The 14633-nt window shown below is 72.0% G+C and carries 10 protein-coding genes; 5 read left to right on the plus strand and 5 right to left on the minus strand.

Going from position 1 to position 14633, the window contains the following annotated elements:
• Positions 1–84: 84 nt before the first annotated feature.
• Positions 85–4038: an nSTAND1 domain-containing NTPase gene (locus tag ACZ39I_RS22670; RefSeq protein WP_467246129.1), complete on the minus strand. Its 3954-nt coding sequence runs from the start codon at positions 4036–4038 to the stop codon at positions 85–87.
• Positions 4039–4392: 354 nt separating this feature from the next.
• Between ACZ39I_RS22670 and ACZ39I_RS22675 the strand changes: the two genes are divergently transcribed.
• Together ACZ39I_RS22675 and mgtA are read left to right on the plus strand one after the other, a co-directional pair.
• Positions 4393–4752 (plus strand): ArsR/SmtB family transcription factor, encoded by a 360-nt coding sequence (locus ACZ39I_RS22675; protein ID WP_352387738.1) that lies wholly within the window; start codon positions 4393–4395, stop codon positions 4750–4752.
• A 37-nt stretch (positions 4753–4789) separates the two neighbouring features.
• On the plus strand, positions 4790–7408 hold the full coding sequence (gene mgtA / locus ACZ39I_RS22680; RefSeq protein ID WP_467246130.1) for a magnesium-translocating P-type ATPase: 2619 nt from the start codon (positions 4790–4792) through the stop codon (positions 7406–7408).
• 5 nt (positions 7409–7413) lie between these two features.
• Here mgtA and ACZ39I_RS22685 read toward each other — a convergent pair whose 3' ends face one another.
• Positions 7414–7644 (minus strand): hypothetical protein, encoded by a 231-nt coding sequence (locus ACZ39I_RS22685; RefSeq protein WP_451473085.1) that lies wholly within the window; start codon positions 7642–7644, stop codon positions 7414–7416.
• A gap of 299 nt (positions 7645–7943) precedes the next feature.
• A complete protein-coding gene (locus ACZ39I_RS22690) occupies positions 7944–8963 on the minus strand; it encodes a DMT family transporter (protein ID WP_467246131.1) in 1020 nt (339 codons plus the stop codon).
• A gap of 98 nt (positions 8964–9061) precedes the next feature.
• On the opposite strand from ACZ39I_RS22690, the gene ACZ39I_RS22695 reads away from it, so the two are divergent.
• The 3 genes from ACZ39I_RS22695 to ACZ39I_RS22705 all read left to right on the plus strand — a co-directional run bounded on the left by ACZ39I_RS22695 (position 9062) and on the right by ACZ39I_RS22705 (position 12597).
• Positions 9062–9979 (plus strand): LysR family transcriptional regulator, encoded by a 918-nt coding sequence (locus ACZ39I_RS22695; protein WP_467246132.1) that lies wholly within the window; start codon positions 9062–9064, stop codon positions 9977–9979.
• A 184-nt stretch (positions 9980–10163) separates the two neighbouring features.
• Complete coding sequence (locus tag ACZ39I_RS22700) at positions 10164–11600, plus strand: MFS transporter (RefSeq protein WP_467246133.1); 1437 nt, start codon at positions 10164–10166, stop codon at positions 11598–11600.
• Positions 11601–11727: 127 nt separating this feature from the next.
• Entirely contained in the window at positions 11728–12597 is an 870-nt protein-coding gene (locus ACZ39I_RS22705; protein ID WP_352387746.1) for a helix-turn-helix transcriptional regulator, read from the plus strand.
• Between the two features lie 87 nt (positions 12598–12684).
• Here the strand turns inward: ACZ39I_RS22705 and ACZ39I_RS22710 are convergent, their stop codons facing one another.
• Positions 12685–13614, minus strand: a complete 930-nt coding sequence (locus ACZ39I_RS22710; protein WP_467246134.1) for a 3-oxoacyl-ACP synthase III family protein — start codon at positions 13612–13614, stop codon at positions 12685–12687.
• Between the two features lie 22 nt (positions 13615–13636).
• Positions 13637–14605, minus strand: coding sequence for an aldo/keto reductase (locus ACZ39I_RS22715; protein WP_467246135.1), 969 nt, complete (start codon positions 14603–14605; stop codon positions 13637–13639).
• Positions 14606–14633 lie beyond the last annotated feature (28 nt).

Genomic DNA, 14633 nt, shown 5'->3' on the forward strand with positions numbered 1-14633 from the left:
CCAAGACTAACAAGGCAAAGGGAACAGCGGGAGCGGACTGCTCGGGCAGGTGAAGAAGTTGTGATCGGGATCACGTAAAGGGCGTCAGTCGCAGGGAGGGTCGTACGAGAGTCGCGGGAGGTATTCCTGCCACTCCTGGCGGGTCAGGACGTTCTCGGTGGTGGCGCAGATGCGGCTGATCGCGTCGTCGACGTCCAGGTCCCACAGCCGGATGGTGTCCGCGCCGCTGGAGATCCCGAGCATGCGGCTGTCGGGGCTGAAGGAGAGGAAGCTGCCGGTCTTGGCGCTGGGGCTCATCGACTGCCCGATGGGACCGGCCGCGGACGGGTCGGCCACGTCCCAGAGCCGGACCGTGTTGTCGTTGCCGCCGCTGGCCAGCGTGGAGCCGTCACGGCTGTAGGTCAGCGACACGACCGCCTCGGTGTGCCCGGTGAGCGCCTCGCCCGTCCGCTCGGCGTGCGCGGGGTCGGTCACGTCCCACAGCCGGACCACGTCGTCGTTGCCGCCGCTGGCCAGGGTGTGCCCGTCCGGGCTGAAGACGAGCACGTTGACGGGCCCGGTGTGCCCGGTGAGCGGCTTGCGGAGCAGGGCAGGACGGGCCGGGTCGGTGACCTTCCACAGCCGGATCGTGCCGTCCGCGCTGCCACTGGCCAGGGTGCGGCCGTCCGGGCTGAAGGCGAGGCCGTCGATGTACCCCTTGTGGCCGGCGATCGGGCCGTGGGAGACCGGGTGGGCCGGGTCGGTGACGTCCCACAGCTGAAGGCTGCGGCTGTCGTACGCGGTGGCCAGGGTGCGTCCGTCCGGGCTGAACGCCAGTGCGTCCGGACCCATGAACCGGGTGCGCAGGACGAGCGCCGGACCGTGGGGGACGGGGTGGGCCGGGTCGGTGACGTTCCACAGGTGGACCCGGCCGGTGGTGAGCACCGCGAGGGTGCGGCCGTCGGGGGAGAAGAACACCTGGGAGTCCGGGTCGCGCGCCACGGGGGTGAACGGCTTGCCCAGGGCCACGGGCCGGGCCGGGTCCGTCACGTTCCACAGCCGGATCCGCCCGTCCCGGCCGGCCGTGGCGAGCACCTCGCCGTCCCGCCGGAACGCCCCGCTGCTGCCCACCAGGTCTCCCGCCGGGATCGACCACAGCCGCACCTTGCTGTCGCCGCTGCCGGTCGCGAGGGTCCGGCCGTCGGGGCTGAAGCCCAGCGCGTACATCTCGCCGCTCGCCCCGGCCAAGGGCTCGCCGACCTGTGAGGGGTACGCGGGATCGCTCACGTTCCACAGGCTCGCCGTGCTGTCCGCGCTGGCGGCGGCGAGCATGCGTCCGTCGGGGCTGAAGGCCACGGACCAGACGGGACCGCTGTGGCCGGTGAGCGGTGAGCCGACCGGACCCGGGTGGGCGGGGTCGCTCACGTCCCACAGCCGCACGCTGTCGTCCGCGCTGCCGGTGGCGAGCTCCGTCCCGTCCGGACTGAAGGCCACCGAGTGCACCAGACCGGTGTGCCCCTTCAACACGTTGTCGTACGCCCGGGGCCGGCGCGGATCGGTGGTGTTCCACAGCCGGACCGTGTTGTCGTCCCCGCCGGCCGCCAGGGTGCGCCCGTCGGGGCTCCACGCCACGGAGCGCACGGCGGCGCCGGCTCCGGTCAGGACGGCGGGCGGCTCCTTGGCGTCGCGGGTGTTCCACAGCCGTACGGTGCGGTCCTCGCCGGCGGAGGCCAGCGTGCGCCCGTCCGGGCTGAACGCGATCAGGTAGATGGTGCCGCGGTGACCGGTCAGGGGAGCGCCGAGCGGCTTCGGTCGGCGGGGGTCGGTGAGGTCCCACCGCCTAATCCTCCCGTCGTCCCCGGCACTGGCCAGCGTTCTGCCGTCCGGGCTGAACACCGCGCTGCTCACCCAGCTCGTGCCGCCGGCGAGGGGTTCGCCCAGCGCCTTGGGGTGCCGGCGGTCGCCGACGTCCCACAGCCGGACGGTCCGGTCGTAGCTCGCGGTGGCGAGGAGCTTGCCGTCCGGGCTGAACGAGGTGAGGTAGACGGCGCCGGTGTGCCCGGTGAGCGGGGTGGCCAGCGGCGCGTTGACGACGGAGATCAGCCGGGTGTTGGTGCCCTCGTCGTCGGGCCTGAGGCGGTGTGCGACCAGGTCGATCCGGGCGGACAGCGACGGATCCGTGGAGTGGACGCGGTCCGCCTCCGCGACGACCTGCTCGAACACGGCGTCGTTGCGCTGCTGCCAGGCCACCACCGCCGACCCGACGGCCACCATCGCGAGGACGACCAGCGCCGACACCGCGCCCCGTGCGATCAGGACCGAACGCCGGCGCAGCCGGACCGAGGCGGCCAGGAACTCCACCGCGCTGCGGGTCAGATAGGTGTCCCCGGCGGACTTCGCCCAGGTGCGCGCCTGTTCGAGCCGCGAACCCCGGTACAGCAGCGAGGAGTCACGGTTCGAGCCCTCCCAGGAGCGGCCGTCCTCCTCGATGCGCTGGCGCAGCAGATGGTCGCTGCGGTCCTCGTCGATCCACTCGCGCAGCCGCGGCCACGCCGTCAGCAGCGCCTCGTGGGTGATCTCCACGGTCTCCGCGTCCAGCGTCACCAGCCGGGCCCGCACCAGGGCCTCCAGCGACTCCTCGGTCTTGGCGGGGTCGGTCGACTCCGCGGCCAGCCGGCGCCGGGTGCCGCGCCGGCGGGTGGCCTGGGTGTCCTCGCCGAGCCGCACCAGACGCAGCAGCAGCAACCGGGCCGCCGTACGCGCCGCCGGGTCCAGGCCGGACCAGGCCCGCTCGGCGGTGGCCGCGACCGCGCCCTGGATACCGCCGGCCGCGCGGTAGCCGGCCACGGTCAGCCGGCCCGCCTTGCGGCGCTGCCAGGTCGCGAGCAGGGCGTGCGAGAGCAACGGCAGGACGCCCGCGACGTGCGCCCCGCGCGGACCGTCGGCGCTCACCTCGCGCACGATCAGCTCCGCGAGCCCCGGCTCCAGTTCCAGGCCCACGGCCCGGGCCGGACCCGTCACGGCCTCACGCAGCTCCCCGCCGGTGAGCGGCCCGAGCACCATGTGCCGGTGCTGGAGCGCGTCGGCCAGCTCGGGATGGTCGAGGCAGCGCTCGTAGAAGTCGGCGCGGATGCCGAGCAGGACCAGGGCGGGCGCGGGCGTGTCCGGCCCTGCGGGCGTGCACGCGGCGTGCAGCACCTGGACGAACGTACGCCGGACCGTCTCGTCCGAGCAGAGGGTGAACGCCTCCTCGAACTGGTCGACGATCATCACCGGCCGGGCGGCGGCGGCCTCGCGCTGAGCCCACGAGGCGACCGCTTCCCGCACCGCGTGCGCGAATTCGGGAGGGTGGTCGATGTCGGGACCGCCGGTCCCGGCGGCGGAGACGACCGGTGCCAGCTCGGGTATACGACGGGTCAGTTCCGCGAGCGGATCGGCGCCCGGCACGAACTGGAGGATGGCCCGGCCGCTCGCTTCCCCGGCCTGTTCCCCTTCCTCCAGGGCGGTCACCAGACCGGCGTTGAGCAGCGAGGACTTGCCCGCGCCCGAGGCGCCCACGAGCATCACCAGACCGCCGCCGGTCCCGGCCGCCGAGCGGAGCAGCTCCAGGAGTGCCTCCGTGCTGCGTTCCCGGCCGAAGAACCAGCGGGCGTCCTCCCGCCGGTAGGAGGCGAGACCGCGGTACGGGCAGACCCCGGCGGGAGGCTCGGGCGGGGGGCCTTCGTCCTCGTCCGGGGCCAGCGCGCGCTCCCACAGCCGCTGCCACTGGCCGAGGTCGTACAGACCGGCCGAGACGGGGGTGGGACTGATCCGCCGGGCCTCGGGAATGAGGATGTGCAGCACGGCCGCGAGGGCGGTGAACTGAGCGGGCACGTTCCGGGCCCGGCGCCAGTCGCTGATCCGCTGTGCGGACACCCGGACGGGGCGCCCGCGCTCGTCGACGCGCTGGAGCCGGCCGACTCCCTCGGACACCCGCTTGAGGGGCGGATTCCCTGCCTCCCGGTACAACAGGGCGAGACGCTCCGCGAAGGCCGTGCGTGCTCCTGAGTCGGAGCTCAAGGTCTTCCACCCCTTACTTCCCTCGCGGCTGAATCCGGACCGGAAAACCCACTTTATATGGCTGACCTGCGGTAACGCACTGTCTCCGGCACCGGAACCTCCTCTGTGGGCCCCCTGGCTGGCAGGATCATGACCCTGCGGCGCAGCCATCGGGCGACGCCATGACAGGCCACCAGTCCGGCGCCCCGCACGCCAACCAGCGCGCCGTACGTTCTCGGCCACATTCCGCTCACGGTCACCCGCTTCCTCCGGTACCGGTCCCCACGAGGGGAGGGACCGGTACCGGACGAAGCGGGACGGTCACGGTGCCGCCCCTACACTTGGCCGAACGTTCCGAGGTGACGGGAGAGGGCTGTGGCGAAGGTCGTCGGCGGTTTCCAGGACCCGTCCGTCGAGGTGCTGACCGAGGCGGCCGCGGTGTTCGGACTCCTCGCCTCCTCCGCCCGGCTGCACATCATGTGGGCGCTGTCCCAGGGCGAGAGCGACGTCACCCACCTCGCCGACCGGGTCGGCGGCGCGCTCCCCGCGGTCAGCCAGCACCTGGCGAAACTGAAGCTCGCGGGGCTGGTGCGGTCCCGCCGCGAGGGCCGTAGGCAGATCTATTACATCGACGACCCCGACATCGTGACCGTGGTCCGGGTCATGGTCGGCCAGCTGACCGCCCGGGAGACCTCCCCGGGCCCGTCGGACCGACTGCGCGAGGCCGGTGTCTGAGCAGTCGGGGGGGCGAGGGGAGGACGAGACCTCGTCCGTGGCCGCGCTTCCCCATGCCTCCGGCACTCCTGCCGGTGCTCCCCCGCCCGGTCTTCCCGTCCTACGGGTGCTGCCTTCTGCGGCCGATGGTGGCGGGAGTCTTCACGAGGTGTTCCGGGGGCTCGGTGCCGGGCCGCGGGGGCTGACCGAGGCGCAGGCCGAGGAGCGGGGGGCGCGGTTCGGTGAGAACGCGGTTCCGGACGCCCGGGACCCCTCCTGGCCCCGCCTGTTCGCACGGAGCCTGCGCGACCCCTTCACCGCGGTGCTGCTCTGTCTGGGACTGGTGTCGGCCGCCGTCTTCGCCTGGGGCACCGCCTCGGTGATCCTGCTGCTGGTCGTGGTGAGCTGTGTCCTGCGGGCCTCCGGCGAGCACCGGGCCGGCCGCTCCACGGCGGGACTGCGCCGCCTGGTGGCGACCACCGTCACCGTTCAGCGCCGGGCCGGCCAGGACACGCCCCCGGTCACCCGTGAGATCCCGGTCGAGGAGTTGGTCCCCGGAGACGTCGTACGGCTCGGGCCGGGCGACCTGGTCCCCGCGGACGTACGACTGCTGCGGTCGAGCGGGCTCGCCGTCCACCAGGCCGCGCTCACCGGAGAGTCCGCGCCGGTGGAGAAGTCCGCGGAGGACGGGCCGGGGGACGGCGGTGTCCTCCAGGACCCGCGGTACTGCTTCCAGGGCAGCAGTGTCGCCTCCGGCAGCGCCACCGCCGTGGTCGTCGCGACCGGCGGCGACACCCGTTTCGCCGCCGCCCACCGCCGTACCGGAAAACCCCCGGCGACCAGCTTCGAACGCTCCGTCCAGGGCGTCTCCTGGATCCTGATCCGGTTCGCGCTGCTGACCCCGCCCCTGGTGCTGATGGCCAACGCCGCCCTGCGCGGCCGGGGTCTGGAGACCCTCCCCTTCGCCGTCGCGGTGGCGGTCGGCCTGACCCCGGAGATGCTGCCGCTCCTCGTCACCACCTGCCTGGCCCGCGGCGCCGCCCTCCTGGCCCGCACCCACGGCGTCATCGTCGGACGGCTCCCCGCCCTGCACGACATCGGCGCCATGGACGTGCTGTGCGTGGACAAGACCGGCACCCTCACCCGGGACCGCCCGGTCGTCCACCGGGCCCTGGACGCCGAGGGCCACGACGAGCCCGAGGTACTGCGCTGGGCGGCGGCCGCCGCCTGGTGGTCGCTCCAGCTCGCCGACCTGCCCGCCCCCGACGCCCTGGACGAGGCCCTGCTCACCGCCGCCGACGAGGACACCCTCATGGCGTACGACGGCGTCACGGCCCTCCCCTTCGACCCGGCCCGCCGCCTGGCCACCGTTGTCGTCCGCACCCCCGGCCGGTTCGGCACGCACACCCTGATCACCAAGGGGGCCGTGGACGCCGTACTGCCACGCTGTTCCCTGTCCGACGACGAGCGCTCCCGGCTGCGCGACCTGGCCGACGCGCAGGCCGCGGACGGGCTGCGCGTCCTCGCGGTCGCCACCACCGAACTCCCCGCCGGAGACCGCCCCCGCGAACACGGCCTCGCCTTCCGCGGCCTGGTCACCCTCCGGGACGACCTCGCCCCCACCGCCGCCGAGGCCCTCGCCCAGCTCGCCGGGCGGGGCGTCACCGTCAAGGTCCTCACCGGCGACCACCCGGGCACCGCGGTCCGGGCCTGCTGTGACCTGGGGGTCCCGGTGGCCGGCGTCCTCACCGCCGAACGCCTCGACACCCTCACCGATCCGGAACTGACCGAACTGGCCCGCCGTACCACCGTCTTCGCCCGCTGCACCCCCGAGCACAAGACCCGCGTCACCCGGGCCCTGCAGACCGGTGGCCACACGGTCGGATTCCTCGGCGACGGCGTCAACGACCTGCCCGCCCTGCGCACCGCCGACGTGGGCATCGCCCCACACGACGCGGCCGGGGTGACCAGACAGAACGCGGACCTCGTCCTCGCCGGGAAGGACCTCACCGCGATCGGCCACGCGGTCGCCGCCGGCCGTCACGCGGGCGGCAACATCGCCACGTATCTGCGCATCACGCTCTCCTCCAACCTCGGCAACGTGATCGCGATGCTCTCCGCGGGCCTCCTCCTGCCCTTCCTGCCGATGCTCCCGGCCCAGGTCCTCGTCCAGAACCTGTGCTTCGACGCGGCCCAACTGGCCTTCGCCCACGACCGTCCCGCCCCGTCGGCGCTGCGCCGGCCGACCGTCCTGGACCCCAGGGAGCTGCTCCGGTTCATCGTCGGATTCGGTGCCCTGAACGCCGTGGCGGACCTGGCGACCTTCGGGGTCCTGGCCTTCGCCCTGCGGGGGCCGGGCGACGACGAGGCACTGTTCCACTCGGGCTGGTTCACGGAGAACCTGCTGACGCAGGCCGTGGTGATGGTGCTGCTGTCCCTGGGGTCACTCGGCAGGGGCGGTCGGCGGCCGGGCCCGGTGACCTGGTCGGCCGCCGCACTGGCCGCGACCGGTCTGCTCCTGCCCGCGTCCCCGCCGGGCGCGGCCCTGGGCCTGGGCCCCCTGCCCGGCGTGTACTACGGACTGCTCGGGGCCGTCCTCGCCCTGTACGCCGTGGGCCTGCTGGTGGCGAGGAGGCGCCACGAGCGCCACCGCGCGGGTGTGCTCTCCAGCGACTGAGCGAGTCAGGGGCAGGCGATGTCGAAGCCGTACCGCAGGGGTTCGTCCGTCACGCCGTGATCGAGCCGGTAGACGTAGACGCCGTCCACCCGCACCCCGGACGGGGCGCCCTCCGTGCGGCAGGGGTACGACACCTGCACGACCCGGGGCCGGTCGGCCACCTTGACCCGCATCCCGTCGGCCGGTCCGCCGTCGAGGACGGCGACCTCCCAGCCGGTCACCTCGGCCGTCTCCACTGTCTCCGCTGCGTCCACGGCGACAGTTTAGAGCTTGCGCAATCGTCCCGGGGGGCGATGTCCGATGCTCGACGGCGGTGGTTCTTCAGGTCGCCGGCACATCGTCCAGGGTCGGCGTGGCGTCGGGGTCGGCCTCGGCCCGGGCGGTGATGTCGAGCACCGTCGGCGGGAGGATCATCTCCTCGACCGGGATCAGGTACGGGGTGCGGGCCCCGGCCGGAAGTCGTGGGTGAGGTCCGTGCGGACCGTGCCCTCGACCGGCTCGCGGTACGCGGACCACAGCCGGGGCTCGCCGGAGGTCATCCCGCGTCCTCCAGCGCGGGGCGACGGGTGGCCGGGGCGTGGGCGTGCGGGTGCTCGGTGGGCGCGCGCTCATCGGGCGCGTCCTCGGTTGTTTCCTCGACGGCCCCGGCCGGAGCCGTGGGCGCCGACGTGTCCTTGCGGCGGGTCATCCCGACGCCCACGAGGACCACGGCCATGCCCAGCACGACCCGGACGCTCAGGCCCTCGCCCAGGACGACCGCGCCGAGGAGCACGGAGACCACGGGCAGCAGATAGCCGACCACCGCGGCGTTGGTGGCGCCCTCGTCGTTGATGATCCGGTAGGTGAGGTGGAAGGTGATCGCGGTGCAGAAGACGCTGAGGACCAGGGCCGCGGCCACGACCGCCGGGCCGGGGTCGATCGACTCCAGGCCGCCGATCGGCAGCGCGACGGCGGTCAGCCCGCTCGCGGCGACGAGCTGGGCGGCGGAGAGCGAGATGGTGGGGGTGCCCCTGCGCACCAGGGTGCGGCCCATGTAGGTGAAGGCGACGGCGTAGCTGGCGGCCGCGCCGAGAATGGCGAGGGTTCCCCAGCCGGTGGCCCCGGCCGACTGCCACGGGGCGAGGATGACGATCGTGCCCGTGAAGCCCAGCAGCAGGCCCGCCAGGCGGACCGGACGCAGTCCGCGCTCCGAGCCGAGGGCCAGGCCGAGGGCGATCGACCACAGCGGGGTCGTGGCGTTCAGGACCCCCGCGAGGCCGGAGTCGACGGTCTGCTGGCCCAGGCTGAACAGGGCGAAGGGCAGCGCGTTGCAGAAGAAGGCCGCGACGACGATGTGACGCCAGACGGTGCGGCCGCGGGGCATGCGCCGGCCCGACGCGTAGCAGGCGACGGTGAGGACGAGCGCGCCGAGGAGACAGCGGACGAACGTGACCTGGAGCGGGGAGAGCCCGCGCAGCGCCAGTTCGATCCAGAGGAAGGTCGAACCCCACAGCAGGGCCAGCACGGCGACCCGCAGTCCGCCCCGCAGACTCCGTGGCCCACTGTCACTGTTCACGATGCTTCCTCCATCCGGTGGTGCCCTTCTTCGACAATGCCCCAGCCAACCTGTGAGGACAAGCAAATGGTTCTACCTGGTTTGTTAAGCTGTGCTACATGCTTGATGTGAGGCGCCTCCAGGTCCTGCGTGCGGTGGTCACCAGCGGGACGGTCACCGCGGCCGCGGCCCACCTCGGCTACACACCGTCCGCCGTCAGCCAGCAGGTGGCGGCGCTCGAGAAGCAGGCCGGTACCGCACTGCTCGAACGGGTCGGGCGCGGGGTGCGGCCCACTCCGGCCGGTCTGCTGCTCACCGAGCACGCGGAGCTGATCAGCTCCGCGGTCGCCCAGGCGGAGAGCGCCCTCGCCGACCTGCGCGCCGGACGCATCGGCACGCTGTCGGTCCGTTACTTCGCCACGGCCGGCTCCACGCTGGTCGCCCCGGCCCTGGCCCGGCTCCGCACGGAACACCCCGGTGTACGGATCGACCTCGAACTCGCCGACCCCGAGGACCCGTTGCAGGAGGTCGTGCGGGGGCGGGCCGACCTGGCGGTGGTCGTGCACGCGCCGGGCCGGGTGGCGGACGGCTTCCGCCTGGTCCACCTGCTCGACGACCCGTACGCCGCCGTCCTGCCCCTGGGGCATCCGCTCGCGGACCAGGAGGTCATCGACCTGAACGAGATGGCCGGGGAGCAGTGGGTCGGCAGCGAACCGCCCGGCCCCTGTCTGGAGCCGGTGATCGACTCCTGCGCGGCGGCCGGTTTCAGCCCCGACTTCGTCATCCGCAGCGAGGACTACGCCACCGCGCAGGGCTTCGTCGCGGCCGGACTCGGTGTCGGTCTGATGCCGGGACTGGGGCTGCGCGGCCGCCACCCCGGTGTCGTCGTACGCCCGGTCCGCAACCCCGAACCGGTCCGGGTGATCTCGGCGGTCGCCCGGGAAACCGCCCTCGACCAGCCCGCCCTGCGCTGCCTCCTGTCGGCCCTGAAGGACGCGGCCACCACCGACCCGCCCACCGGTCCGGCAGCGCACTGACCCCGGTCGGGGGTGAGAGCGCGGCCCTGCGCGAGGCCCGAAAGGGTGTGCCCCTTGGCCGGCCTGCGGGGGATGTCCGGCTCCGGGTGCCTTCGGTGAGGGTGACACTGCCAGTGACAGTCTCCCCAGGAGTGCTGTCAAGGGGGATCTGGCTGGGGTGGGCCGTGCACCGGAGCCTGGGAGCATGACTACCGCTGATACCACCGCGACGGCCACCGCCGCGCAGCCAACCGCCGTACACATGAACGGACGCCAGGTCGCCGCTCTGGTCGTGCTGCTGGCGTCGCAGTTCATGATGGCCGCCGACTTCTCCGTGTTGAACGTGGCGCTGCCGGAGGTCGGCACGTCCCTCGGGTTCTCCACGGGGAGCCTGCAGTGGATCACCACGACGTTCGCACTGTGCGCCGCCGGATGCACGCTGGTGTTCGGACGTGTCGGTGACTACGTGGGACGGCGGCGCATCTTCACCGCCGGGATGGTCGTCCTGGCCGTCTCTTCGCTGATCGGCGGCGTCGCGGACTCGGCCGCGATGCTGCTGATCGCCCGTACCCTCCAGGGCCTGGCCACCGCCGCCGTCACGCCCGCCGCGCTCGCCCTGCTCACCACCACCTTCACCGAGCCCGGCCTGCGCACCCGCGCGCTCGGCCTCAACAGCGTGATGATGAGCTCCGGCTTCAGTGTCGGTGCGATCCTCGGCGGTGTCCTCACGGACGTGTTCTCCTGGCGCTGGGCCTTCTTCATCAACATCCCCGTGGCCATCGCGGCCATCGTCGTCGTGCCGATCGTCGTCGGCGAGAGCCGCGCCGAACAGCGCAGCCGGATCGATCTGCCCGGCGCGGTGCTGATCACCCTGGGCCTGTTCGCCGGGATCTACGGTGTCACCCGCGTCGGCGAGGACGGTCTCGATCTGGTGGCGGGCGTCGCCCTCATCGCCTCCGCTGCCCTGCTCGCCGCCTTCTGGGCGGTGGAGAGCCGTACCGCCGACGCCCTGGTACCGGTGAAGATCCTGAAGAAGCCCGACATCGCCTTCGGCAACGTCGCCGCCCTGTTCATCTTCGGCGGCGAGACCGCGCTGATCTTCTTCACCGGCCTGTACGTCCAGAACGTGCTCGGCCTGTCGTCCCTGGTCGCCGGTCTGGTGCTGCTCGGCATCGGTGTGGGCCAGATCATCGCCGGTACGGTCGGTCCGCGCATCCTCCAGCGGGTCTCGCCGCGCACGATGCTCGGAGTCTCCCTCTTCCTCCAGGGCGCGTTCATGCTGCCGGCGATGTGGGCGACCTCGGACTCGTACTGGCTGGTCCCGCTGATCGTCACCCAGTTCGTGAACGCCTTCTTCTCCATGCTGGCGGCCCTGTGCTTCATGGTCATCGCCACCTCGTCCGTCGACGCCGATGCCCAGGGCATGGCGACCGGTATGGCCACCCAGAGCCAGCAGGTCGGTATCGCCATCGGCATTCCGCTGATCAGCGCGGTCTTCGCCGCCGTCATCGGTCAGGGCACCGTGACCGGGGCCGAGGAACTCACCGGCATCCACACGGCGATCGGTGTGGCCGGCTTCTCCCAGGTCGCGGTCGGTCTCCTGCTGTGGCTGGTGCTGCGCCGCAAGCAGGCACAGAAGTAGAGGCCCACGGCACGCAGCACCGGCGGCCGGTACGGCCGGGAGGGCGGCGAGACGTCGCCCTCCCGGCCGTTGTGGCACCGGTCACCGTGCACGAGGCGCCATTGCCCCTGCCGTACGGGACTTCATAATGAGAAGGGTGGACCAGATAGTGAACACGGACCTGGGCAGCTACCTGCGACAGATGCGCGAGCGCGTCCGGCCCGAGCAGATGGGCCTGCGGACCAGCGGCTCACGCCGGGTCCCGGGGCTGCGCCGCGAGGAGGTGGCCGCGCTCGCCGGGGTGAGTCAGACGTACTACACGCGTCTCGAGCAGTCCCAGACCGCGCACGCATCCCCGCAGGTTCTGCTCTCCATCGCCCGCGCCCTGGATCTGGGCGCCGACGAGCGGGACTACCTGCTCAAGATCGGTACGCCGGTGCAGGATCCACATCAGTCGGCGCCCCAGGACGACCAGCTCAGCGCCAGTACGAAAATGCTGATGGCCTCGCTCGGCCAAGTGGCGGCGGCCGTGCTGAACTACCGCTGCGACATCCTGGCCTGGAACTCGCTGTACCACCGGCTGTTCGCCCCGCACCTCGATTTCGGCGTCCCCGACGACGCCGGACGGCGGCCCAACATCATCAAGATGAACTTCCTCGACGACAACGTCCAGGCGCTGTACGCGGACTGGGCGGCGGAGTCCGAGTCGAACGTGACGTACCTGCGGTTCATCTCCGGGAACCACCGCCACGATCCGCGGCTGGCCGAGCTGATCGGGGAACTGACCATCCAGAGCGAGGAGTTCGCGGCGCTCTGGTGCCGTCAGCGGGTGTCCAACTGCATCGAGGGGACGAAGCTCTTCGACCACCCGGTCGTCGGTGAGCTGGAGTTGATGTACCAGTCCGCTGATCTTCAGGACGGCAACATCCTGAAGTTCTACCACGCGGAGCCCGACTCCCCGCACGAGGCCGCGCTGCAGCTCCTCACGGTGGATCTGGACTCGGTGCACCAACGCTGAGCAGCACGGACACGAAGAACGCCCCCGGTCCTCGAAGACCGGGGGCGTTCTCATGGCCGCACGCGAGCTACGTCCGCCGGATCGCCGTCACCCCCCCCACGTGAAGCCCGACCCTGCCGTCGCCACGACCACGAGGTCGCCGGAGGAGATCCGGCCGTCCCGCTCCAGCTCCTCCAGGGCGAGGAACGGGTCAGCGCCGCCCAGGCGTCCGTCGAGCTCGTACTGGAAGACGCTGCGGGAGGGATCCACGCCCAGTTCCGTCAGGTACGTGCGGTGAGTGTCCTGGTTGCCGTGAGTGACCAGGAAGTACGCCACGTCGGCCACCTCCCGTCCGGCCTGGGCCAGGACCCGGTGGGTCAGCGTGGTGAAGTTGTCGATGAAAGCGGTGCCGAGCCCGTCGAGCTTCTCGCCCCGCTCGACCTTGATCTCGCCGTCCTTGATCTCGCCGCAGTACGAGTCCACCCACTGCGGATCGGTGTGGTGGGCCGAGCCGAGCACCTCGTACTTGGCGTCGGCCGAGACCAGGACGGCGGCCGCGCCGTCGGCGAAGTTGAACAGCTCGATGTACCCGGTGCCGTACTCGACCAGCTCGCTCAGCCGGTCCGCGATGATCACCAGGGCGTACTTGTGCGTGCCCGCGCGCACCTGGTCGTCCGCGAGTTTCACGGCCACCATGCCCGCGTTGCAGAAGTTGGAGACCTCGTAGCAGTGCGCCTGCCGGATCCCCAGCTCCAGCGCGATCTTGGCGGCGGGCGACCAGAAGGGCGTACCCCATTCGCTGGAGCCCGCGTACAGAACCAGCCCGATGTCGTCGAGCGGTACCGGGTTCCTGGCCAGGAGCCGGGCCGCGGCGTCGCGGCCCAGGCCCCAGGAGGTCTCTCCCTCCGCGAGCACCGAGAACTTCCCCGACGGCAGGATCTGTCCGAGCTTCTCGACGCTGTAACCGGACTCCTGGCTGACCTCGGTGACACTTTTCTTCCCGCTCGGCATCGCCAGAGCGAAGTCTGCTATTCCCACTGTTCCTCCACCTGCCTGTCGGTCAGACGTATTCCACGACGGCGTGCGGCACATAGGGCGCCTCGAGCCGGGCCACTTCGTCGTCGTCGAGCACCACGTCCAGGGCCGCCACCGCGTCCTCGAGGTGGTGGTTCCTGGTCGCGCCGACGACGGGCGCGGTGACGGCCGGCTGCCGCAGCAGCCAGGCGAGGGCCACCTGAGCCATCGGGATGCCCCGGGCGTCGGCGATCTCGGCGACCGCCCGGGCGACCGCCCGGTCGGCCCGCTCGGTCGGGCCGTAGAAGCGCTCCTGGATCGGGTCGCCCGCGGTGCGCGCCGACTGCGTGTCCCAGTCGCGGGTCAGCCTGCCGCGGGCCAGCGGGCTCCACGGGGTGACGCCGATGCCCTCCGCGAGGCAGTACGGCAACATCTCCCGCTCTTCCTCGCTGTAGTGGTTCTGCATGCTGACGAACCGGGTCCACCCGTGCAGGTCGGCGACGTACTGCGCCTTCACGAACTGCCAGGTGTGCATGGACGAGGCACCGATATAGCGGATCTTGCCCGCGCGCACCATGTCGTGCAGTGCCTCCATCGTCTCCTCGACAGGCGTCTCGTAGTCCCAGCGGTGGACGATGTAGAGGTCGATGTAGTCGGTGTCCAGCCGACGCAGGCTGGCGTCGACCTCGCGCAGGATCGCCGACCTGGACAGGCCCCCGGACAGCGGGTTGTCGGTGAGCTTCTCGTACACCTTGGTGGCGATGACGACGTTCTCGCGCCGGGTCAGCTTGCGCACCGCGCGGCCCAGGAACTCCTCGCTGGTGCCGAGGGAGTAGATGTTCGCGGTGTCGAAGAAGTTCACGCCGAGGTCGAGAGCCTGGGCGAGGAACGGGAGGCTCTCCTCCTCCGGCAGCGACCAGGGGTGGGTGCCGAGCCCGGGCTCGCCGTAGCTCATGCAGCCCAGCGCCAGCCGGGACACCTTCAGGCCGGACGAGCCCAGCCGCACATACTGCAAGGTTCTTCCTCTCGGGTCGGGCGGTGGG

The sequence above is a fragment of the Streptomyces sp. NPDC024687 genome (genome assembly GCF_055559055.1).

Excerpts from the sequence above, each read along its gene's own strand:
- ACZ39I_RS22700 (WP_467246133.1), top strand. The coding sequence starts at position 10,164 with ATGACTACCGCTGATACCACCGCGACGGCCACCGCCGCGCAGCCAACC.
- ACZ39I_RS22705 (WP_352387746.1), top strand. The coding sequence starts at position 11,728 with ATGAGAAGGGTGGACCAGATAGTGAACACGGACCTGGGCAGCTACCTG.
- ACZ39I_RS22695 (WP_467246132.1), top strand. The coding sequence starts at position 9,062 with ATGCTTGATGTGAGGCGCCTCCAGGTCCTGCGTGCGGTGGTCACCAGC.